At 71.9% G+C, this 22,103-nt stretch carries 13 protein-coding genes; 6 read left to right on the top strand and 7 right to left on the bottom strand.

What is annotated here, in order from left to right:
• Positions 1-5 precede the first annotated feature (5 nt).
• Positions 6-392 (bottom strand): SPW repeat domain-containing protein, encoded by a 387-nt coding sequence (locus WMF12_RS42090; protein ID WP_437854331.1) that lies wholly within the window; start codon positions 390-392, stop codon positions 6-8.
• A gap of 442 nt (positions 393-834) precedes the next feature.
• Positions 835-1,383, bottom strand: a complete 549-nt coding sequence (locus tag WMF12_RS42095; RefSeq protein ID WP_272102011.1) for an HD domain-containing protein — start codon at positions 1,381-1,383, stop codon at positions 835-837.
• Between the two features lie 775 nt (positions 1,384-2,158).
• On the opposite strand from WMF12_RS42095, the gene WMF12_RS42100 reads away from it, so the two are divergent.
• Both WMF12_RS42100 and WMF12_RS42105 read left to right on the top strand, forming a co-directional pair.
• Complete coding sequence (locus WMF12_RS42100; protein WP_437854333.1) at positions 2,159-3,988, top strand: OmpA family protein; 1,830 nt, start codon at positions 2,159-2,161, stop codon at positions 3,986-3,988.
• Entirely contained in the window at positions 3,985-5,715 is a 1,731-nt protein-coding gene (locus WMF12_RS42105; protein ID WP_437854335.1) for a DUF3344 domain-containing protein, read from the top strand. The genes WMF12_RS42100 and WMF12_RS42105 overlap by 4 nt, the downstream gene beginning before the upstream one ends.
• 15 nt (positions 5,716-5,730) lie before the next feature.
• Here WMF12_RS42105 and WMF12_RS42110 read toward each other — a convergent pair whose 3' ends face one another.
• From WMF12_RS42110 to WMF12_RS42125, 4 genes are all read right to left on the bottom strand, one after another.
• Positions 5,731-6,741, bottom strand: a complete 1,011-nt coding sequence (locus WMF12_RS42110) for an Rpn family recombination-promoting nuclease/putative transposase (RefSeq protein ID WP_437854337.1) — start codon at positions 6,739-6,741, stop codon at positions 5,731-5,733.
• Positions 6,738-7,949, bottom strand: coding sequence for a hypothetical protein (locus WMF12_RS42115; protein ID WP_437854339.1), 1,212 nt, complete (start codon positions 7,947-7,949; stop codon positions 6,738-6,740). The genes WMF12_RS42110 and WMF12_RS42115 overlap by 4 nt, the downstream gene beginning before the upstream one ends.
• Before the next feature lie 1,170 nt (positions 7,950-9,119).
• Positions 9,120-11,105 (bottom strand): zinc-ribbon domain-containing protein, encoded by a 1,986-nt coding sequence (locus tag WMF12_RS42120; protein ID WP_437854342.1) that lies wholly within the window; start codon positions 11,103-11,105, stop codon positions 9,120-9,122.
• Between the two features lie 212 nt (positions 11,106-11,317).
• Entirely contained in the window at positions 11,318-12,916 is a 1,599-nt protein-coding gene (locus WMF12_RS42125) for a hypothetical protein (RefSeq protein WP_437854344.1), read from the bottom strand.
• A 777-nt stretch (positions 12,917-13,693) separates the two neighbouring features.
• Here WMF12_RS42125 and WMF12_RS42130 point away from each other — a divergent pair.
• Positions 13,694-16,015 carry an SdrD B-like domain-containing protein gene (locus WMF12_RS42130; RefSeq protein WP_437854345.1) on the top strand — a complete coding sequence of 774 codons (2,322 nt, stop codon included), beginning with the start codon at positions 13,694-13,696 and terminating at the stop codon, positions 16,013-16,015.
• Between the two features lie 435 nt (positions 16,016-16,450).
• Positions 16,451-16,921: a response regulator gene (locus tag WMF12_RS42135; protein ID WP_437295895.1), complete on the top strand. Its 471-nt coding sequence runs from the start codon at positions 16,451-16,453 to the stop codon at positions 16,919-16,921.
• Between the two features lie 65 nt (positions 16,922-16,986).
• Here WMF12_RS42135 and WMF12_RS42140 read toward each other — a convergent pair whose 3' ends face one another.
• On the bottom strand, positions 16,987-19,830 hold the full coding sequence (locus WMF12_RS42140; protein ID WP_437854349.1) for an Eco57I restriction-modification methylase domain-containing protein: 2,844 nt from the start codon (positions 19,828-19,830) through the stop codon (positions 16,987-16,989).
• Between the two features lie 306 nt (positions 19,831-20,136).
• On the opposite strand from WMF12_RS42140, the gene WMF12_RS42145 reads away from it, so the two are divergent.
• Together WMF12_RS42145 and WMF12_RS42150 are read left to right on the top strand one after the other, a co-directional pair.
• Entirely contained in the window at positions 20,137-20,889 is a 753-nt protein-coding gene (locus WMF12_RS42145; protein ID WP_437854351.1) for a DsbA family protein, read from the top strand.
• Between the two features lie 94 nt (positions 20,890-20,983).
• Entirely contained in the window at positions 20,984-22,063 is a 1,080-nt protein-coding gene (locus tag WMF12_RS42150; RefSeq protein WP_437295898.1) for a hypothetical protein, read from the top strand.
• The last annotated feature ends 40 nt before the right edge of the window (positions 22,064-22,103 follow it).

Raw genomic sequence — 22,103 nt, forward strand, 5'->3', positions numbered from 1 at the left:
GCGGCTCAGCGATCGTAGCGGTCGTACGGCTCCTGCCGGGAGGCGGCGCCGGTCGAGTACCTCGTGGTGAGGGCGACGAGCACGAGCGCGAGCCCGGTGACCACGAAGAAGGTCCGCGCCGGGAGCTCGGCGGAGAACCCGAACAGCCAGGGCGACGCGAGCAGCGCGGCGGCGAGGGAGGTCTCCAGCGCGCCGTGCACCGAAAACGGGATCATCCTGGCGGCGCCGAGCGGCTGATCGGACAGCAGCGTCACGACGAGGTGCGCCACGGCGGCGACGTAGCAGACCGCCGTGGGCACCGGATCGAGGCGGAGCGCGAGCGGCGCGAGCGCGAGCAGGACGACGACCGCGTAATCGACGTATCCATGATGGCGGGGAGATAGAAGCTTCATCGGTGCCTCCTTGGAGGAGCTCCCCTCACCCGGTGCATCGCATGTGCCGGTGAGCGGCTGTCGACGCGCGCGCCCCGGCCGCTCCGGAACGCAGCGCCGGCCAGGATCAGGGTGGTTGTCGCTCGCCCGGGACGGGCAGGAGGGGTGCTCGTCGTGCTCACATGAAGGGAGCGGAGGGCGCGAGTGAACCCGATCCGGCACGGAGCGGGGCAGGGTGGCTCACGGGAGCTCTGGACCCTTCACGCTTGCTCTCGCCGAGCGCGCAGCCCCGAGAGGGCCTCTCCGGAGTCCAGCGCGCGTCGCCGTCACCTCGCGCACGTTCGAGACACACCGTGTCTCCGAGGCCTCGATCTTCAGGATCTCCTGGCCGCGGGCGGAGCTCCGCTCGCCGCCGAGCCCGAGGCCCCGGAGCGCGTCGCCGAGCCCCCCGCGGATCCGGCGCTCAGCCCGTCGACAGGAGCTCGTCGAGCACGGCCCCGTACTCGTCGAGCAGCGGGTGCGGCGGCAGGCCGCGGCACATCGCGCGCAGCTCTTCGAACCTCGCGATCTGCATGTCCCTGCCGCGCTTGAACATCGACCACGGATCGCCGTGCTCGCGCGCGCAGACGATGATCGACTGGAAGTTGTCTATCTTGTCAGCCAGCGTGATCGCCTGCGCTTCCCAGGGCTTCTTCGGGAACGCCTCGAGATAGAGCCGCTTGCGGTCTTCCCAGGGCAGCGCCCTGTCCTGCTCGGTCACGTGGCGGACGAGCGTAGCGACGCGATCGCCGAAGCGCTGGCTCAGCTCGTCGAACGTGACGCCCTGGTCCTCCATGGCGTCGTGCAGCGCGCCGGCCGCGACGACCTCGTCGTCGAAGCCGTGGCGCGCGAGCAGGACCGCCACGCCGGCGAGGTGGCTGATGTAGGGGACGTCGGCGTTCGGATACTTGCGCTTCTGGGCTCGATGCCAGACCGCCGCCTGGTCGAGCGCACGCTTGAGGAGGGTGCCCATCGCGATGTCCCGCCAACCATAGCCGCTCGGCGTCCAGAGCGCAGGCGCCCGAGCGCCCCCTGTGCCGTCCAGCAGGTCCTCCGTCCGGATCGGACCCCGCGCCGTTCGAGGCTCGCCCTCGAGGGCCGCGGCGGTTCGAGCGCCCGGCGTGCCACGAGCTCGGTGAGCGGCGTGCGCCGAGCGCGCTCGCTGCGCGGCGGGCAGGCGCCACGAAGGGCGCGCCGGGCGAGGTGTGCGGCGCGCCGCCGCATCGCCGGCGATCCCGCGCTGCCGGCCCGGGCGCCCGCCTCGCGCCAGCGCGACGGGGCGCCGGAGCGGTCGCGCCGTCGCGCTGGCCATTCGCGAGGGTGGCTGGAGCGACCGACCCTGGAGTCGGACCGCATCGCGCCGGGGCCGCCGCGACGACATGGGCTCTCCCGGCCCTCTCTGCGGCTCGACGGTCCCTCTCTTTCAGTCGTCCGGCGCGCAGCGCGGGATATGCGCTCTTCGACGAGGTCGACTTCGCCCGCGCGGCACGGCCCGCTCGCGGCGGCGTCGCTGCGATGAAGCGCGCGCCGCCTGCGCGCGATCGCCTCTCGTTCGTTCAGCGGATCGGGGAATGCGCTGGGGGTGGCGCGGAATGGTCGGGGAATGGTCCGGGAGGTGCGCGCAAGTCCTACGAACATGCGGACGACGTCGCTCGTTGCTCAAGACTCCGCACTTGCCGACCTGTATACTCATCCGCGACAGCGTCTTATATCGTCATGCGAAACCCGCCGATGCAGGGTGCCACCTCATGAGACTTTGGCCTCTCCGTTCGCTTGCCACCGCGCTGGCCGCCCTCGTCGTCGTCCCTCTCCTTCCCGCGCCTGCGCACGGGCAGGACGCGCCGGTCAACCCCGGAGGCATGGCCCTGAGCCGCTTCGTGCCGGCGCCGGCCGGGGACCGCATGTTCAGCGTGCCGTCGCCGTTCGTGGCAGGGCACCTCACACCGCATGTGATGCTGCTCGCCGATTACGCGAGCAACCCGCTGGTCCTGCGGCGCGAGCGCGACGGCGCCGAGATCGGCGCGGTCGTCAGCGATCAGCTCACGTTCCGCCTGGGCGCGTCGCTCCCGCTCTGGAACAAGCTGAGCGTCGACCTCGATGCGCCGCTCACCGCGCTGCAGTCCGGGGACAGCCCGAGCGGCGGCGGCCAGCTGTTCCCGTCGCCGAGCGGCGCGGCGCTCGGCGACGTGCGGCTCGGCGCGCGCTTGCAGCTCCATGGTGCGTACCATGACCCGTTCCAGCTCGCCGTCGGCGCCTACCTCTGGTTGCCGACCGGCGCGGACGACTCGTTCGTGAGCGACGGGAGCGTCCGGGCGATGCCGTACGTCGCGGCCGGCGGCCGCATGGATCGGCTCGTCTGGTCGACCGCGCTGGGCACCGAGGTCCGGCGCTCCCAGTCGTTCGGCGGCGTGGCGCAGGGGACGATGCTCACGCTGGGCGGCGGCGTCGGGTTCCTCGCGCTGGACGGCCGGCTCCAGGTGGGGCCGGAGCTCAGCGCCGCGATGGTGCTCGAGGACATCAGCAGCCGCTCGACCAACGCGGAGCTCCTCCTCGACGCGAGGTATCGATTCCTGCCCTTCATGGAGGCGGGCATCGGCGTCGGGCCGGGGATCACCTCGGGGATCGGGACGCCGGACGTGCGCGCCGTCGCGATGGCCGCCTTCACGCCGGAGCAGCCGACGGATCAGGACAGGGACGGCATCGGCGATCCCGAAGACGCGTGCCCGAGCGTGCCGGGCGTGCGCAGCGGCGACCCGAAGAAGAACGGCTGCCCGCCGCCGCCGGACCGCGACGCCGACGGCATCGTCGACGCCGAGGACGCCTGCCCCGCCGTCGCCGGCGTGCGCAGCGACGACCCGAAGAAGAACGGCTGCCCGCCGCCGCCGGACCGCGACGCCGACGGCATCGTCGACGCCGAGGACGCGTGCCCCGCCATCGCGGGCGTGCGCAGCGACGACCCGAAGAAGAACGGCTGCCCGCCGGACCGGGACGACGACGGCGTGGCCGACGCCGAGGACGCGTGCCCCGACGTCAAGGGGCTGCGCTCGAAGGACCCGGCGAAGAACGGCTGCCCGCGCGACACCGACGGCGACACGTTCCGCGACGACACGGACGCCTGCCCGAGGGAGAAGGGCTTCGCGGATCCGGACCCGGAGAAGCACGGCTGCCCGAAGGCGGTGCGCGTGACCGAGAAGCACGTGGTGATCCTCCAGCAGGTGCAGTTCGACACGAACAAGGCCACCATCAAGCCGGTGAGCGATCCGCTGCTCGACGAGGTCGCCGAGGTGCTGAAGGAGCACCCGGAGATCGAGCTCATCGAGATCCAGGGTCACACCGACAACCGGGGCACCGTGGAGCACAACAGGATCCTGTCGCAGAACCGCGCCAACTCCGTCATGGCGGCGCTGGTCCGCCGCGGCATCGATTCGACGCGGCTGACGGCCCAGGGCTACGGCCGGGAGCAGCCCATCGACGACAACGCGACGGAAGCCGGGAGGCAGCGGAACCGGCGAGTCCAGTTCAACATCATCAAGAAGGCCGCGTACAAACCGCAGGCAGAGACCGGAGAGGATCGATGAGAAAGCAGTTGAGCATCACGGGGCTCGCGTCCCTCACGCTGATCGGGCTCACGACCGCCAGCGCGACGGCCGAGCCCAAGCTGCGTGTACAGGTCGATCAGCAGGGCGACTTCGCCCTCATCGGGAGCTCGATCGGGCAGGAGTGCCGCTCCGCGACGCCGAGGCCCACGGAGGGCACGATGGGCGCCTGCGGCCAGTCGACCGTCGAGTCGGGGCCCGATCTCTTCTGGCGGTCCGACTCGCCTGCTGACGGCAGGGCGGAGGCGAGCCTCGATATCACCCCGGAGATGGCGCGCACGACCGCGGTGCTCACGCTGCCCGAGGGGGCGGCGGTGACCCACGCGTTCCTGTACTGGGCCGCGCGCAACACCGCCGGCGCCGATCCGGAGGTGGAGCTCCACCACGCGGGCGGCTACGACGGCACGGTGACCGCCATCGACTCGGTCGAGACGGTGATCAACCAGGGGAAACCCAACGAGTCGCACAACTACCAGTCCGTCGCCGACATCACCTCGATCGTGAAGGAGAGCGGCGCCGGGGCCTACCGGGTGGGCGGCGTGGACGTCGTCGACGTGAGGGACAGCGACGACGACGTGGTCTTCGTGGCGTGGTGGATGGTGGTGTTCTACGAGGCGCCGAGATCGCCGATGCGCAACCTCGCGCTGTTCGACGGGCTCGACCGGGTCTCCGACGTGGGCTGGCAGCAGGTCGAGCTCTCGGGCTTCAAGGTGCCCGACGCCGGCTTCGTGGCGAAGCTGGGCATCGTCGCGTTCGAGGGCGACAACTCGAACACCGGTGACAGCGTGTTCTTCAACCCCAAGAACCCGGGGAAGCCCGATCTGGCCGAGGCGCTGAGCGACGAGCTGAACCCCGCCGACAACTTCTTCAACAGCACCCGTTCGGCGCTCGGAAAGGCGGTGTCGGTGGAGGGCGATCTCCCGAGGATCCCGGGCACACCTCAGAGCATGTCGGGGGTCGACATCGACATCGTGGACGTCAGCGCGAAGCTCACGCCGGGGGACGATCGGGCCACGCTCGTCGCCACGAGCAGGGACGAGCTCTATTTCCTCGCGGGGTGGGTGACGTCGATCTCCAACTATGGGCCTGATTTCAGCAAATCGAGCAAGGTGGCCACGGACCTCGGCGGGCTGCCGACCTACCGCGGGGACGCCGTCGAATACCGCATCACGGCGACGAACACGGGCAATGACGAGGCCGTGGGCGCGGTGCTGACGGACGCGCTGCCTGCTGGGGTGACGTTCGTCCCCGGCTCGCTGTCGATCGTCGACGGGCCGAACGCCGGTCCCCAGACGGACGCGCCTGGCGACGACCTCGGGGAGTACGATCCCGCGACGCGGACCGTCACGTTCTGGCTCGGGGATGGGGCGGACGGCGCGCAGGGCGGGAGCATCCCTGTCGACGGCAGCGTCACGGTGCGCTTCGAGGTGACGGTCGACGCGGACGCGCCGGACCTCATCAAGAACCAGGCGAAGATCGCCGCGGCGGGCGCGTTCGGCGCGCCGGTCAGCGACGATCCGACGGACGGCAACGGCGACGCCCCGGGCGCGCCGCCGACCGAGGTCGCCGTGGTGCCGGAGTCTTTCTACGCGGCCGGCAGCGGCATGCTCGGCCCCTGCGCGGCCAGCCCGCAAGGCCGGGATGGGAGCGCCGGCTGGCTCGCGGGGCTCGCGCTGGCCGGTCTGCTCTGCCGGCGGCGCAGGGGGTAGACGATCACCGCCGCGTCAGCGCTCGGCCAGCGCGTCGTCGAGCGTGGGCGCGGTGAGCACACGTTCGGTCCAGCCTTCGATCTGCACGGCGTCGGCGGCGCGGATGCGCGCCTCGATCGGCTGCGGCAGCTCGCCGAAGCGCAGCCGGAGCTGCTTCAGCAACGTGCTCCGCTGCCCCTCGAGCCGGCCCTCTCGCTCGCCCGCCAGCCGGCCCTCTCGCTCGCCCGCCAGCCGGCCCTCCTCGCGAAGGTAATCTGCGATGGTCACGATCTCCTCCTCGGCATCCGGTCCCGCCGCCACGAGCAGCCTCGGCAGCAGCTTGTCGGGCTCGCGCGGGTCGGCGATGCTCAAGATATACCGCCACACGCGCACGAGCGCAGCCCCTCCGTCAGGCGCCCGACGCACCTCCTGGACCACGTCGCGCCACGCCGACAGGCGCTCCACCAGATCCTCGGGATCGCGCGCATGCCGGAAGCACCAAAGCACCAGCCGCCCCAGCGCCGTCATCGCCCGCGCGCGCAGCGCCTCGTCCGTCTCCTGGCTGATGTCGTCCAGCACGAACCGGAACTGCGGCACATACTCGGCCATCAGCGTCCGCGTTTCCGGCGGCACCTCCAGCAGATCCTGGAACGAAACCGCCGCGCTCCAGCCACCCTCGCTGTGGTGCAGCACCACGGGCAGGATCGCCGGGAGGAGCGTCGCCCTCGGGTGGCGCTCCAGGTAACCCTGCCAGATCCGCACCATGTACGTGAGCAGCCGAAACGCCATCAGCGGGTGCGTCGTGCTCTGGTGCTCGAAGAGCACGTAGACGAACAGCGACGCTCTCTCGAGCCTGGCGGTGAAGAGGAGATCGCTGTGGCTCGCGGCAAGCGCATCATCGATGAAGCTGCCGGGTTGCAACGCCAGCGAGGCGAAGTCGATGCGGGCCGCCAGGGCGGCAGGTAACGCCTGGCGCAGCGCCGCAGCCGCGTGCTCCGGCTGGCCGAACGTGGACTTGAACAGGGCGTCATGAGGGGTGGGCGTCATCGATCACCACCGCCACCGGCGCGCACCTTGGCAGCCAGCTCGCCGAGCTCACGCATCGCCGCCTCATCACGACCAACTGCGATTGCGTAGGCCCGAAGCTCGGCGTTCTCGAGAAAGGCACGGCAGACCTGCGACGCGTGCAGCTCGCTAGCCCGCATGCTGACGAGCGCGACCCACCACGCGATGACGTCCGCCTTCCTCTCTGCGAGGACACCATCCCACGCGTCCTCGGTGAGCAACGGGGCTCCCTCGGCCAGCATCCGTACGAGCAGACGCTTCCCCTGCTCCGCATCGTCGAGGGCCTCCGCGATCTTCGGGTCCCCGCCACGGAGGCCCGCGAGCACCGTCATCACGCTCCATGCCATCGCCCGCACCCAGGTTCGCTGGTTCGGGCCCATCGCATCTGCGGAGCGGAGCACCGCGAGCGCCTCCGTATCGTCGCCGGCAACGTCGCCCGCGCTCGCGACGAAGGCGTTCAGGCCGTCCGCGTGCTCGCGGAGATGCGCCTCGATCGTCGCGCTCTTCTCGCACAGCTGCGCGGCGAGCGCAGGCCCGCGATCGCCGAACACCTCCGAAAGATCGGCGGCGATCGCCGCTGGCTCGATGCTGATCCGAAGATGCCGTCCTGCAGCCACCATATCGAGGAAGAAAGAGCCAAGCAGCGACGCGACCGTGTGCGGCGCCCCCGGCGGCTTACAAAACGCGACCAGCGGCTCGCGCGCAGGAGGCGGCACCGCGACCCATGTCGAAGCGAGGATCGCGACGAAATCCTCCGGCGAGAAGCGCGGACCTTCCGGCGCGAGGCAAGCGAGCCGGCACGCATCACGCAGACCGCGCCCTGCGTTGAGCCAGGCGATCACCAGGCGGCCTGCGCCGAGCGAAGCTGGCGATTTGCACTCGGCGAGCGCACGCTGCCATTCACGTGCGCCGTCCTCGCCCGGGAACGCGCGCAGCATGGCCTCATGCTGCTCGCTCGCCTCCCCGAGGAACACACGCTTGAACGCGCCGGGCAACGCGCCCGCAGCGTAGCGAGCACGCAAGCGCTCGATGAGCCGCGAGGCATCGACGCGCACAGGCAGCGGCAGCTCGCGGCCGAGCAGGGGCGCAGCCAGCCGCCTGGCTTCCTCGGCCTGCCCGCGGTCGATGTCGCCCCACACCATCGCATTCCGCGGAAAGCGCTCTTCGACGAGCATCGCCGCCGCGAGCACGGCGAAATGGTACGGACAGCCCTGCGTCTTGTCGCCGAAGACGCGCGCGGGGCCGCCGGTGTCGCCTTTGTCCGGCATGGCGGCGGTGACCACGATATCGCCGTCGGGGCCTTGATCCCGGCGCGCCGTGTACCGGCCAAGGTCGCGGTAGAGCGACTGGCACTCGGCCGTTTGCAGGCTGTCGCGGTCGCCGACCACGGACCAACACGCCCTCCTGGGGTCATCGACATCACGACGGAGCGAGCGCATGTACATCGGCACGCGCACCCCCTCGATCGAGCGCCAGCCCCAACCCAGGAGGCGCGGCTGCCACGCCGAAAGGAGCGCGAGCGTCTCGTCGTAGGTGGCTGCCCACTCGGCCTCGTCGATGCCTCGCGGATCGATGTCGAGAATCACGTGCACGCCCATGGGTCGATCCTTCTGGCCGGCGTGTGCAAATGGCCGGCGTGATGGGGCAAGCGCCTCCGCGGCGCGGAAGGACAAGCGTCGGTCTTGCACCGCCCAATACGGGATCGGCGGCGCGCCGTCTCTGAGGCCGATTCGCTAGCAAGTCGCAGGCAGGTTGACCATGGAAAAGAAATCTATTTTTGGACGCGATTCACGAGATGGCATCGAGCGGTGTCGTGCAATTACGACAAGGCAAAGCATCTCATCTCTCAATCGTCCCTCACACGCGCCCGTGCTGCTGGCCAAACCTGGCTCGGTTGCCTCAGGCCAACGTTGCCGTCCCGCAGGCCAACAGAAAGAGTGGGTGTCATCGAGTGCCCCGAAGGCGCCGCACACCGGCGACGTGACTCCACCCATGAATTACGGGGATATCTGCCGAGTGATTTGGGATTGCGCTGAACAGGCGCTTTGCTCGCCATGCCCGGGAACCGTCCCCCTGGACCGCACCGTGGCTACCGCCCGAGCCGCTCTGCCCTGGTCACGAGCACCGCCCATGTCGTCTCCTCCTCTTCGGTGAGACGGAAGCTCCGGGCGCGCATCGGAGGCCTTCCCGCGCCGCTGGCAGAGACCTTGGTGGGCGCGTCAGAAGCCTCCCGGCGCGCAACGCAGGCTCTGCGCGCGACAGGAGCCCTCGGCCCCGCTGCCGCGGGCCCTCGCCCTTGAAGAAAGCCCTCCAGCACGCCGCGAGGGCCACTCGCGGGAGCGCCCGTGCTCGGGCCGCGATCAGTTGATGGTGAAGGACTTGCTGACGGAGACCGAGCCCCCGCCGAAGGCAGGCACCCGCGCGCCGCGGAACAGCCTGGCGACGCAGCCGCCGACGCTGGTCCCGGCGAAAGGCGCCCCCTGGACTTCGGCCGACGTGACGCTGCCGCTCGGCGCGAAGGTGACCTTGACCCTGCCGGTCCCGGTCGGTCCGCCGGCCTTCTTGCAGCTCTTGGCGGAGCCAGCGGCCGCGCCGAGCGCCGAGCTCGCGGCGCCACGGTTGAACTCGGCGCCTCCGGACGCCGCCGGCTCCGGCTTCGATGCCGCCGGCTTCTCCGCCGCGGCGGCGGGCGCGGACGCCGGCTTCTCCGCCGCGGCGGGCGTCGCCGCGGCGGGCGTCGCGGCGCTCGGGGCCTCGGCGCTGGCGGTGGGCTCCGCGGACGGCGCCGCCGTCTCCGCCGTGGACGGCGTTGCGGCCGCAGCGGTCTCGGCAGACGGCGGCGCCGGCGCCGCCGTCTGCGCAGGGCTCGGCACCTCGGCGGGGGCGGTGTTCGCCTGCTCCGGCGTGACCGTCGACGCCTCTTGCGTCGGCGACTGCATGAAGAAGAAGGCGACGCCGCCAATCAGCACGACCGCGGCGATCGCGGCCGCGATCAGACCCGTGCGGCCCTTCTTTGTCGAGGCCTCCGGCGCCGTGAGCGGAGAGAGCGACGAGAGCGACGCGGGCGGCACCGACGCCTTGGACGGAAGCGACATCGAGGGAGGCGGCCGCGAGTCCGTCACCGGCGCCAGCAACGGCGGCGGCGCGAGCATCGGCGCGGAGGCGATGGCGCCGCCGCCGAGGTTCAGCAGGTCGTCATAGCCGGCTCGACCGTTGTTCTTCGAGGGGCGGTTCGAGGGACGCCGGCCCGACGGGAGCTCGTCTTCTTCCTTCTGCTTGGCCGCCGCCGCGTTCTCGGTCGCGGTGAGCGCCGAGAGCGAGAAGAGGACCGAGTTCTCGTTGCGCTCGCCCACCTGGCGATCGAGGCCCGGCGGCGGGGCGGACCCGGCGGGGTCCTCGGCGCGCTCCGCGGCGCTGAAGACGTCGACCGCGGCCCCCCGGGCCGCGCGACGCGCAGCCGCTGGCGCCGGTGCGCCGCCTGGGGCCGGCGCCGCGGCCACTGGGCTCGCCGGCGCCGCGGCCGCTGGGCTCGCCGGCGCCGCGGCCGCTGGACTCGCCGGCGCCGCGGCCGCTGGACTCGCCGGCGCCGCAGCTTCCGGGACCTTCGCCGATGCGACGGCTGCAGGCGCCGGGGTCGCGGCCCCCGCTTGGTTCAGGGCGCGCCGCGAGTCCTTCATGACCACGGTCCCCTCGGGCCCGAACCTGAGCCCAGCAGGCGCCGGAGCCGTGGGGACCGGCGCAGCTGCAGCGGCAGGCGCCGGAGCGGCGGCCGGCGCAGAGACCGCTGCGGGCGGAGGCGCCGCTGCGGCCGCCGGTGCAGCTGCAGCAGGGACGGCCGCGGCAGCGGGCATGGGCGTCGCGATCGCGGGCGCAGCGGCAGCGGGCGCCGCCGCGGCGACGGCTGCTGCGGGCGCGGGCGCCGCGTCTTCCTGCGAGGAGAATCGCTCCTTGAGCTCCGGGACGCTGGCGATCGGCAGCCAGTCGCCCATCCCGTCCTTCCACACGTACGTGTCGTTGCTCAGGCCTCCGCGCGCGTACTCGGCCACGAGCTCGGCGGTCGTCATGGTCCGCTCGTCGCCCTCGGCGACGTTGACGGTCCACGTGTCGGGCGCCGCCGCCGCGGGCGCGCCGCCCACGTCGGCCACGAGCTTCGCCTCGGCGTCATCCGACAGGTCGCCCTGCTGCTCCACGGTCGCGTCCTGCGGTGCGGCCGGGGCAGCCTCATTCGCGCCGTGGACCACCATCGAGTGGTTGCACTTCTTGCATTTGATCTTGACCGTCTTGCCGGCGACTTTCTCGTCGGCAATCGTGTACTTGGCCTGGCACGACTCACACGTAATCTTCATGCGACTGTCGCCCTTCCCGTTCCGGCATGCGGGCATGGGTTCAACGACCACACACGCGCACGATCACGCGGCCCGGTCGGTCGACGCAGAATAGCGGGACGGCGCGAGGCCGATCAAGGCGGCGACTTCTTTTATGATCGCCGCCGGCGCAGCGCCGCGCGATGACGCAGCGCGCGTCCACGTCCTCGCGCAGCGCGCGCAGTGTGGCGCGATCAATTGAGCAGCAGCAGCTGCGTGCCGTCCTTCCCGCAGAACATCGCCTCGCTCGGATAGCGGTCGCCGCAGGTTGGGCAGATCTTTCCACGAGCCCGCAGCGTCGGCCGGACCGGCGCCGCGGCTGGCCCTGCGGCGCCCGCGAGCGAGGCCCCCGAGGGCGCCGGCGCGCCCTCGGCGCCTGCGCTGTCGCGCTCGCCGGCGGCGCCGGCCGTGGAGGTCGGGCCCTCCACATCGCTTCCTGTCCGCCGGCGGCCTCGGCGGAGCAGGATCAACCCGGCAAATCCGAGGCAGGCCGCGACCCCGCCCACGATGGCCACGAACAGGTTCTTGCGCTGGCGTCCCAGGTCCTCGCCCGAGGTCGTGCGCCCGCCGATGGTGCCGGCCGCGATCACCACGACGGCGGCCTGCTCGCTCTCGCCGGCCTCGTTGAGCCCGCTCGCCGCGAGGAGTGCGTCGTAACGATCGGGGCTCGTCACCTCGATCGCGACGGTCACCCCCTTGCCGGCGACGGACGCGACGAGGCCGAGCGCCCCCTCGCCCGCGCCGGCGCCGAGCGAGAGGGCGCCTGTCGCGTCGACCGTCGCAGCGGAAGCGAGCGGCCCCGGCGCGATCGACCACGTGGGCCTCGTCGGGAGCGCGCACCCCTCCGCATCCATGACCAGCGCGCGGAACTGAAAGCGTTCGCCCGGCCGCATGAGCTTGCGCGACGGCGTGACCTCGAGGCGCGCCGGCTCGCCGGGGGCGTCGCAGGTGCGCGAGGCCGCGGGCTTCTTCTCGGCTGCGGCGGGCGCCGCGGGCGGAGCGCTCACGACCGGCGGCGGAGCGCTCGCCACCGGCGGCGGGGCGCTCGCCGCGGGGGGCGCTTCGCCCTCGCGCCGGACGAGCGAGTAGGTCCGCGTCCTCGTGACCGACGCGCTGCAGGTCGTGTCCTGGATGATGAACTGGTACTGCCCCGTCTCCACCATGTTGATGCTGGCGTCGGTCGCCTGGGTCGTGGTGGTGACCACGGCGCGGCGGGGATCGCTGGCCGGCGTCGTGCAGCGGGTCTGCCAGGAGCGCGCGTTGCCAGACGCCGAGTGCTTGCTCCGCGCGAGCCCAGGCATCTGCTCCCAGCACTCGGCGGTGCTCCACGACCGTCCGGCGCCCGAGATCGAGAGCTCCGAGCCGTGCTGCTGGATCTGCACGGCGCCGCCCGGGGCACCCTGCGGGCGAGGCCTGGGCCCGCACGCCTGCCCCCAGGCGGATACCGACCACTGTTCAGTGAGGGCGCTCGCGGTCCAGGACCCGCTCAGCGTCGGCAGGTCCTGCGCGGCGCCCGCGCGAGGGATGGCGACGGCGAGAGCAATGGACGCGAGCGACGCGAGCGACGCGAGCGACGCACGGCGAAGCGCGTGGAGCAGGGCCGACGAGGCGAGCAGCGGGCGTCGCACAGGCGAACCGTAGCAGCGCCCGCGCGCGGGCGGCAGCCGGCAGGCTCGAAGCGCCGCCCGCGCGGTGCCGTGCGGCGCGAGGTGCGCGAGGTGCGCGAGGTGCCAGACCGCAGCGAGCGGCGGCGCGGCCCGCTCGTTCAGCCACCGCGTCCCGCGCCCGACCATCGACCAACCACCGCGTCCAGGGCGGCGGGGCGCCCGCGGGCCCGAGGCGCAGGTCCCCGGCGTGCGTGAGCGACGAGCAGACGAGCAGACGAGAAACGCGTGACACGCAACCGCCCGGGGCCACCCTCACCAGCGCCCGAGAGCAAGAGCCGTACAAAATGCTCACGCCGCGAAAAAGGATCTGGACAGGCAAAATAAAGATTCGTTACATTGAAAAATGGTCCCGTGCGCATTCTGCATCAAATCTCGTCAGGCACTCCCGCGTACCTGATCCGATCCTGCTCGTCCCTCGACCCCTGCGAAGGGTCGGAGAGGGCTGCTGAGCGTCGCCGCACGCCGCCGAACGTCCAGCGCGCCCCAAGCGAACCGCGAGCTGCGCACCGACCGTCGAGCCGGCGAGTGCTCTGGCAATCGAACTCGATGCACCAGACTGCGCTCGTCTTCGCGGACCGCAAGCAGACCGTGAGCAGCCCAAAAGCGTCACCGCACGACCCAAAATTGTCACCGTGCAACTCGACACTTTTCTCGCACCTATCGCCAAAAAGATCTGGACACCTCCACCTCTGAGTTGCTAACTTACACACTGTTACCTTGCGCATCCGCTCTCCGATCGAAGCACAAGCACCCGCGTACTTGATCCGATCCTGATCAGCCCGCGGGGGCTCATTCCGACCGGAGCCCGCGAAACCGACCTCGCCTGACCCGTGTGTCATGGTGCCTTCTATTCGGATGACGCTCCAGCAATGGTTCACCCGTGAGGACCTCGAGGAGCTACCAATGAAGCAGTTCGCAATCGCATCTTCTGTCGCGCTCGCCACGCTGTTCATCACCGCCACCAGCCTCGCCAACACCACCCCTCCGTCGCCCACCTGCACCGTGATCAAGCGGGGTGTCCTCGGCGACATCTACAACGCCGAGATCTGGAGCCTCGCCCCGAGCTACCACGTCCCGACCCCGTTCGAGGTCAACACCGGGTACTCGAGCTCGGTCGGAGAGAAGCGCGCATTATTCCGCTTCGATCTCAGCCCCATCCCCGCCGGCTCTCTCGTCACGTCGGCCACGTTCTACGCCCAGACGTACACGAGCACCGCGCAGACCGTGTACGTCCACCAGGTGCTCGCCCCCTGGAGCGAGGAGCTCGTCACGTGGAACAACTTCGGCGGCATGGACCCCGCCGCGTTCACCTCGTTCGTGCCCAACGTCACCGGGTGGAGCTCGGTCGATCTCACCGGGATCGTGCAGGACTGGGTGGACGGGACGGCGCCGAGCCACGGGATCCTCCTGGAGGAGGGCGCCAGCGGGAAGACGTCGTACAAGGGCAGCGCCCACACCGATGTGTCTTACCGGCCTCTCCTCGAGGTCTGTTACACGGCGCCGAAGGGCTCGATCGGCGACAAGGTGTGGTTCGACGCCAACGCGGACGGCATCGAGGACGCCTCGGAGCTCGGCATCTCCGGCGTCGTCGTCGACCTCTTCGGCGACGCGAACTGCGACGGCGTCGCCGACGGCGCCCTGCTCCAGACGGCCGTGACCGGCGCGAACGGCGTCTACCGCTTCACCGAGCTCGAGGCGGGCTGTTACGTCGTCGACGTCGACGACGCGACGCTCCCGCTCGGCCATATCCTGACCAGCGACGACGAGCCGCTCGGCGTGTCCCTCGACGCGGGTGAGAACGTGGCCAACGCCGACTTCGGCTACGTGACGTACTCGTCGATCGGCGACACGGTGTGGCTCGACAGCGACGCCGACGGGCTCTACGAGCCGGAGACCGGCGAGCTCGGCGTCAATGGCGTCCGTGTCGAGCTGTTCCAGGGGGCCCAGCTGATCGACTTCACGATCACCGGCACGAGCCCCTACACCGGCCAGCCCGGCTTCTACCTCTTCGACACGCTCCCGGCGGGCGCCTACTCGGTGGTCGTCACGTCCGACAACTTCATGACGAGTGGTCCGCTCGCTGGACAGGAGCCGACGGCCGACCCCGACGGCGGGCTCGACAACGTGGGCGCGGTCTCGCTCGGCTGGGCACAGGACCTGCTCGACGCGGACTTCGGTTACCAGCTCTCCTGCGGCAACGGCGTCTGCGGCGGTGACGAGAGCTGTTCCAGCTGCGCCGTCGACTGCGGCACCTGCCCGCCGGTCTGCGGCAACGGCACCTGCGAGAGCGGCGAGGACTGCGGGAGCTGCAGCGCCGACTGCGACGTCTGCCCGCCCGTCTGCGGCGACGGCACCTGCAACGGCAGCGAGAGCTGCGGCACCTGCGCGGCCGACTGCGGCACCTGCCCGCCGGTCTGCGGCAACGGCACCTGCGAGGCCGGCGAGGACTGCGGCACCTGCTCGGACGATTGCGGCGCCTGCCCCGCGGTCTGCGGCAACAACGTCTGCGAGAACGGCGAGGACTGCTCGAACTGCACCGGCGACTGCGGCGCTTGCCCCGCGGTCTGCGGCAACAACGTCATCGAGCCCGGCGAGAACTGCCTCGAGTGCCCGAGCGACGTCGGCGTCTGCCCGCCGGTCTGCGGCAGCGGCGTCTGCGAGGCCGGTGAGACCTGCTCGAGCTGCGCGGCCGACTGCGGCGCCTGCCCGCCGGTCTGCGGCGATGGCGTCTGCAAGGCGGGCGTCGAGAACTGCTCGAGCTGCGCGGCCGACTGCGGCGTCTGCAAGTGCTCATCCCCCGGCACCGGCTCCCCCGGCTACTGGAAGAGCCACCCGAGCGCCTGGAAGATCACGAAGCTGACCATCGGCGGCAAGACCTATACGAAATCCCAGCTCCTCGACATCATCAGCCGTCCGACGCGGGGCGACGTCACGTACATCATCGCGAAGCACCTCATCGTCGCCAAGCTCAACGTCGGTATCGGCAACCGGTCGAGCTGCATCGAGGACACCATCGCCAAGGCCGACGCCTGGCTCAAGAAGTACCCGCTCGGCAGCAACGTGAAGGACAATTGCAGCAGGAACGCGCCGTGGGTGACCGGCAAGCCCCTGTCCGAGATGCTCGACAAGTACAACAACGGCTATCTCTGCGCCCCCCACCGCGACGACCTTGACTGCGAGGACAACCGCAACGATCGCGACCATCACCGCGGCTGCGGCCGCTGAGACGTAGACGCGAGCGCGCCCGGGCCAGCGCCCGCTCCAAGCGACCAGCCTGGAGAGCCGCCGTAGCTGGCCCAGCCCCTCCCCGCCTCCCCCTCCCCCCCGCCGTCGCTCTCCTCACCCCTAGCAAGGGGGCCGCCTCGTTCTCGGGACGGAACGTCCCTCGACGCCCGTGGGCCCCCCCACACCCCGCATGGGCGTGATCTGCCCCTCGCGCGGCAAATTGCCCCTGCCGCCCCGAAGGGGGCCCCTGCCGGCGCCGCCTACGCCTCGAACAGCGCCCCGCCAACGAGCGGGGTCGAGCCCGTCGAGACCGCTCCACCGCAAGACAGGACAGCATGGCACGGGCGCTGCAAATCCTGCGGGGCTGAGCTCCGAGGACCGCGGTAGACGGTCCAACGACGCAGCGTTGGCGGGCCAGAAGAAGGAGAAGTTGCCATGAACCTGACGGAAAGCTGGATTGGCGATAAGCCCTTGGTCCCGCCTTGCGGCTTGTTCGGCAAAGGTCAGCATATCGTCCTGGCTGAAGACGACGAGGATTTCCGGTCCACGATCGCCATGGCGCTCCGCAGCGATGGGTTCGAGGTGTCCGAGGCGCGAAACGGCCTCGAGCTGCTCGACAAAGTGGCGCCCTGCCTCGGTGGGAACGAGCCCCCGAAGCCGATCGACGCGATCGTCAGCGATATCCAGATGCCCTGCTTCTCGGGGATGGAGATCCTGGAGGGCCTCGCCGAGGTGAGGCGGCGGCCGCCGGTCATCCTGATCACGGCGTTCGGCCACCCGCACCTCCACGCGACCGCGCGCAGCCTGGGCGCCTCGGCCGTCTTCGAGAAGCCGTTCGATCTGGACGATCTCCGCAGCGTGCTGTTCAACCTGAAGGACGCGCCCGGCTTCGACGGCGGTTACTGAGGAGGACTGACGAGGACCGACGAGGACCGACGAGGGAGCGCTCCTCCGCGCGCCTCGGCCGCCGCTCAGCCGTCCGGCCGCGGGAGGGGGGTCGCCGCCGCCCAGCGCGCGACACAGCCCCGCTCCTCCTCGGTCATCTCCAGCATGTCCGCCACCATCCCGTCCAGGTGGCGCCGGGCGTCGGCCGGCAGGCCCGCGTTCGCCGGGCCGAGCTCCCGTCCGAGCGCGTCGAGCGCCGCGATCAGGGCGGCTCCCGCCGGCGGGGGCGCAGGGATCGCACGCAGGTGCGCAATCTTCACCTGCGGCATGCCCTCGCGCGCGTCCCGGTGACGCGTGTAATGCCACCAGCGGACGGGAGAGGAATTGAGGTAACAGAGCAGCGCGAACTCGCTCCAGGTGGCGTCGGAGAAGCCGGCCAGGATCGAGTTGCGGAACGGGAGGCCGTCGCTCAGCGCGGCGATCGGATAGCGGGCGGTCTGGCGGATGAGGAGCCGCACCGCCTTCCAGTCCTCGTCCTTCCGGAAGCGGCCCTTCACGCCGGCGCGATCGACGTGGTGGCGCGGCGCGCGCGCGATCAGCTCGCCCACGTCGGCGCCCTCCCGGATGGGGCAGGTGTACGGCGGCTCCGGGGCGTTCGCGCGCCGGATGCGCTCGGCGTCCTCGGCCGTCGTCTGAAACCCGCGCTCGCCGAACAGGGCCGCCGGCAGCGGGGGCAGCGCGCCGAGCCGCTCGAGGAGCCGGCGGGACACGACGTCGAGATCCGAACGCGCGAGCGGCCACGAGGCGGCCTCCGCCGCCCGCGGGGCGGCGGGGGCGAGGCGGGTCGAGAGGAGGCCCATGCACGGCTGGAACACGCCGTCGAAGGCGTCGCTGCCGAAGCTCGGAAGATCGGAGTCCACGGCGCAGAGCGCGTCGTGCGCGCGGCGCGTCGGGCCGTATCCATCGAGATCCGACACCGACGTCGGGATGACGAGGCCGAGCCGCCCGCCCGGCCGCAGCAGCGACGCGGCCCGGTGCACGAACAGGCCGTGCAGCGAGCGGTAGCCGTGGAACGCCGGGTTCCTCCGGAGGTGGAGGTGGAAGACCTCGGGCGCGATCGGCTGCGCCGCGCGGCCGACGTAGGCGACCCAGGGCGGATTGCCGATCACGGCGTCGAAGCCCGGCTCGGGGCGATCGAAGACGCCGGGGAACGCGAGCTCCCAGTGCAGGAAGCGGCGCTCCTCGGCGATACGCCGCGACAGCGCCGCCCGCGGATCGGCCGGCTCGCGCGCGGCGGCCATGTAGCGCGCGAACGTGGCTGGCGCCGGCGCCAGGGCCGCGAGCTCGCCCGCCGGCGGCCAGAACCACAGGGCCATCCAGGCGTCGAGCGCCGCCTGATCCGCTCCCTCGGCGCCCTCGGGCCCGTCGCGGGGCGCTCCGTCGGCGCTCTCCGGCGGCGCGCCCTCCGGCCGCGCGGGCGCAGGAGCCTGCCGCAGCAGGGCCCGCCGCGTTTGCCGCTCCCCGGGGCCGCCCGGCAGCCGCGCGGCGGACGGGAAGCCGCCGACCTCCGCGCGCTCGGCGCCGATGAGGCTATCGCCGCAGCGGAGCTTGCCGTCGAGGAAGCTCAGCGGGAGGCGCGCGTCCTGCACGACGAGCCACAGCGATAGCCTGGCGAGGTCGACCGCGAGCGGGTCGAGGTCGACGCCGTGAAGACAGCGCTCCGCCACGAGCGCCATGGCGCGAGGGAGCGGCGGCTCGCCGGGGGCGAGGGGCGGCGCCGCGCCGGCGCGCTGCCACGCGTCGACGAGGCGCGCGGCGAGCTGGCGGCATGCCTCCACCAGGAACGCGCCGGACCCCATCGCGGGATCACACACGGCGAGCGCGAGGGCATCCGCGGGCGCCGCCGGCCGGCCGTCCCTGTCGAGCAGCGGCGACAGCGTGCGCTCGACGACATGCGACGTGATCTCCCGCGGCGTGTAGTACGAGCCCGCGCGCCGCCGGAGCTGCCCCGGCTGGAGGTAGAGCGCGCCCCGCGCGATCCGGTCCGGCTGCCGCGGGGACGCGCGGCGCGCGAGCGCCTGCGACAGCTCGGCCACGCTGCCGGCCGCGGCGACGCGCGCGGCAGGCCGCGCGCCGAGCTTCAGGTCCGCCACCTCCTCGAGCCGCGCGAGCCGGTCACGGCCGGGGAGGGCGAGGAGGGCCTCCAGATCCACGACGACGTGCGACGGCAAGAGCGCCATCGACTCGCCCTCGGCGATCTCGAGGTCGAAGGCGAGGAGGCCCTCGTAAAGCGTGCCGAGGTGCTCGACCTCGAGCTCGCCGTAGCGCAACGGCACGCCGTCATGCACGAGGAGCGCCGAGAGCACCCGGTGGAGCGCGCCGTCGCTGAGCCACGGTCTCCCCTCCAGGAAGGGATGGGCGTCCGGATCGCAGAGGCCGCCGCGCGCGTCCCCGGGGCCGCGATCGCGGAGCGCGCGGAAGAGCGCCGCGATCCTCGCCCACGCGCCGTGGCAGCGCTCGAGGTCGTCTCCCTGCCGTCGCCGTTCTTCCTGGAGATCCTCGAAGAGCCGGGCGAGCGGCGCGCCGCCGTCTTCCACGCCGGCGAGCAGGCCGCGCGCCTCGGCGTAGAGGAGGAAGATGAGCCGCATCAACGCGGACACGAGGCCGGCGCGGAGGCGCCGCCGCCCTTCGGCGGAGCCGGCGCACGCGACGTCGCCGCCCTGCGGATCCGCCGCCTGAAAGCCGCGGAGGACCTCGCCGAGCGCGCCCTGCGCCTGCTCGCGGAGCTGCCGCGCCACGCCGTCGGCGGACGGCGCGGATCCATCGAGGGACGCGCCCGCTCGCTTCGCGGCGCCGCGCGGGGCGAAGGCGCCGCCCCGTTCACGGTCGCGGCCCAGGGCGGCGCTGAGCTGAGGGCATTCCGAGGACACGAAGGTTCCGCAACAGCATTGCGGATGGGACGGGGTGCAGGCAAGCGCCCCGGCGCGGCGTCGCGCCGGCCCGCGCCGCCGCGCGAATCGCCGCGGCGGGAGGAACGCCGAGAGAAGACCTCCATGTCCTGACCCCTTCCGGCGGTCTCGGCGCTTGCCGGTGTCGCTCCTCGCGCCGCGCGGCGCCCTGGAGAGGAGTCCTTCCTCGCCTGGAGGTCCTCACCCAGCACGGTTTACCGAGATCCTCGTGAAAGCATCTCTCACACGCGGCCCCATCGAGGTACGGTTCGTGCCGCATGCTCGAGAATGAATCCTGAGCTGTTCGAACCATACGCACTCGCTCATTCACGCAATTCACGCTCTGGCTCGGTGGCGCGGCGCGGCGCCCTGCTCGCCGCGCTCCTGCTCGGGATCTCGGCGTGCCACGACGCCGGCGAGACGCCGGTGCAGGAGCAGGAGCCCACCGGCGCGGTCACGGGCGGGATTGACCTCTATTCCGGCATTCCCCAGGACGGCATCGTCCTCGGGGAGCCGAGCGCGCCGATCACGCTTGTCGAGTTCTCGGATCTGCGTTGCTCGCATTGCCGGGATTACGGGCTCGAGATCTTGCCGGTGATCCTCGAACGCCATGTCAGGACGAAGCAGGTGAAGCTCGTATTCCGGAATCTCGCGTTCCTCGGTCCGAGTTCCGTGCAGGCCGCGCGCATGGCTGCCGCGGTCGGGATGCAGGATCGGCTCTTTGATTTCGTCGACCGCTTCTTCCGGCTCCAGGCGCGCGAGCGCCCGGCGATCACGGACGAGCTCCTGTTGCGCGTCGCCTCCGAGGTGCCGGGCGTGGACGCAGAGCAGGCGATGGCGCAGCGCGACAGCCCGGAGGTCGTGCAGCAGCTCGAGGCCGCGCGGGCCGAGGCGGCGGCTCTCCAGGTCCGGGGCGTGCCGGCGCTGTTCCTGATCCGGGAGGGGCAGGAGCCCCTCCGGCTCCGCCTCACCTCGATGTCGCCGGAGCCGATCTCCCGCGCGATAGAGCAGATCATGCTCGAGCCGCAGCCGCCCGGGTGAACCGCCGCGACCGCCGCAGCCGCCCGGGTGAACCGCCGCGACCGCCGCGCCGAGCGCCGGCGCCTCGCGCGCTTTTTGGTACGCTCGCGCGGGGATGACCGCATCGCCGCTCGTGTTCCCTCCCCGCCCCCCCTCGCTGCGCGGCCGTCGCCGCGAGCTCGCGACGCTCCTGGCGACGGTTCGCGCGTCACGCCCGACCCGCGTCGCGCTCGTCGGCACCGGCGGCAGCGGCAAGTCGACGCTCGCGTGCGCGCTCGGGCACAAGCTCGCGCGCGAGCTCCCCGGCGGGATCCACTGGTTCCGGGTCGGCGCATGGGACGCGCGCACGCTGCGCGGCATGCTGTCGCTCCGCTTCGGGGCAGGGCCGTCGCCGTCGCTGCCTGCGCTGCGGAGCCGCCTGCGGGCGCTCGGGGAGATGCTGATCGTGCTCGACAACCACGAGCACGACCGCGCCGTCGCCGAGCTGCTCGACGACCTCCGCGACGAGGCGGTGACCTGGGTCATCACGGCGCGGCGCTGCCTCGTCGCCGGCGTCTCCATCTTTCCGGTCATCGCGCCGCTCGTGACGTCGGGGCGGAGCCCCTTCCCTGCGGTCGCCTCGCTGACCCGCCTGCTCCGCTGGAACCCGGTCTCCCTGGAGCTCGCCGACGCGATCGTCGGCAGCGGCGCGGCCGACGTCGCCGAGCTCCACCGGTGGCTCGTGGCGGGCGGCGTCGACCGCGTGCGGGTCATCGATCACGAGGACGACCTCCCCGAGGTCGGCCTGCTCGTCGCGTGGGCTTTCCGCGGGCTCTCGCCGCCGGCGCGGCGGATGCTCGCGGTGCTGGCGCACTCGAACGGCGACCACATCGACGAGGGCTCCCTCGCCGAGCTCGCGCGGGCCGGGCGGCGCGCCGGCGACGCGCTGGCCTCGCTGCGCCGCTTCCGGCTGGTGCAGGAGCCGTTCGCGGGCCGCTTCGCGCTGCACGCGACGGTGCGCCACGCCGTGCTGAAGCGCACGCAGATGGATCAGCGTCGCTTCTTCGAGCACTACATGGCGCTCCTCGAGCGCTCTCCGGAGCGGCTCGACCTCGAGCAGACCCACCTGTTCGCGGCCATGGACTTCGCGCACGACGCCGGGAGCGTCGCGGCCGCGCTCCGCGTGAACGATCTGCTGTCGCGGCTCTCGCTCTGACACCGGCGCCGGCTCCGGGAGCCCGGTGCGAGCGCGAGCG

The sequence above is a fragment of the Sorangium sp. So ce363 genome (assembly GCF_051520435.1).
Lineage (GTDB): Bacteria > Myxococcota_A > Polyangia > Polyangiales > Polyangiaceae > Sorangium > Sorangium cellulosum_B.

Coding starts and splice junctions, on each gene's coding strand:
- WMF12_RS42090 (WP_437854331.1), bottom strand. CDS start 392: ATGAAGCTTCTATCTCCCCGCCATCATGGATACGTCGATTACGCGGTC.
- WMF12_RS42095 (WP_272102011.1), bottom strand. CDS start 1,383: ATGGGCACCCTCCTCAAGCGTGCGCTCGACCAGGCGGCGGTCTGGCAT.
- WMF12_RS42100 (WP_437854333.1), top strand. CDS start 2,159: ATGAGACTTTGGCCTCTCCGTTCGCTTGCCACCGCGCTGGCCGCCCTC.
- WMF12_RS42105 (WP_437854335.1), top strand. CDS start 3,985: ATGAGAAAGCAGTTGAGCATCACGGGGCTCGCGTCCCTCACGCTGATC.
- WMF12_RS42110 (WP_437854337.1), bottom strand. CDS start 6,741: ATGACGCCCACCCCTCATGACGCCCTGTTCAAGTCCACGTTCGGCCAG.
- WMF12_RS42120 (WP_437854342.1), bottom strand. CDS start 11,105: ATGAAGATTACGTGTGAGTCGTGCCAGGCCAAGTACACGATTGCCGAC.
- WMF12_RS42125 (WP_437854344.1), bottom strand. CDS start 12,916: ATGGTCGGGCGCGGGACGCGGTGGCTGAACGAGCGGGCCGCGCCGCCG.
- WMF12_RS42130 (WP_437854345.1), top strand. CDS start 13,694: ATGAAGCAGTTCGCAATCGCATCTTCTGTCGCGCTCGCCACGCTGTTC.
- WMF12_RS42135 (WP_437295895.1), top strand. CDS start 16,451: ATGAACCTGACGGAAAGCTGGATTGGCGATAAGCCCTTGGTCCCGCCT.
- WMF12_RS42145 (WP_437854351.1), top strand. CDS start 20,137: ATGAATCCTGAGCTGTTCGAACCATACGCACTCGCTCATTCACGCAAT.
- WMF12_RS42150 (WP_437295898.1), top strand. CDS start 20,984: ATGACCGCATCGCCGCTCGTGTTCCCTCCCCGCCCCCCCTCGCTGCGC.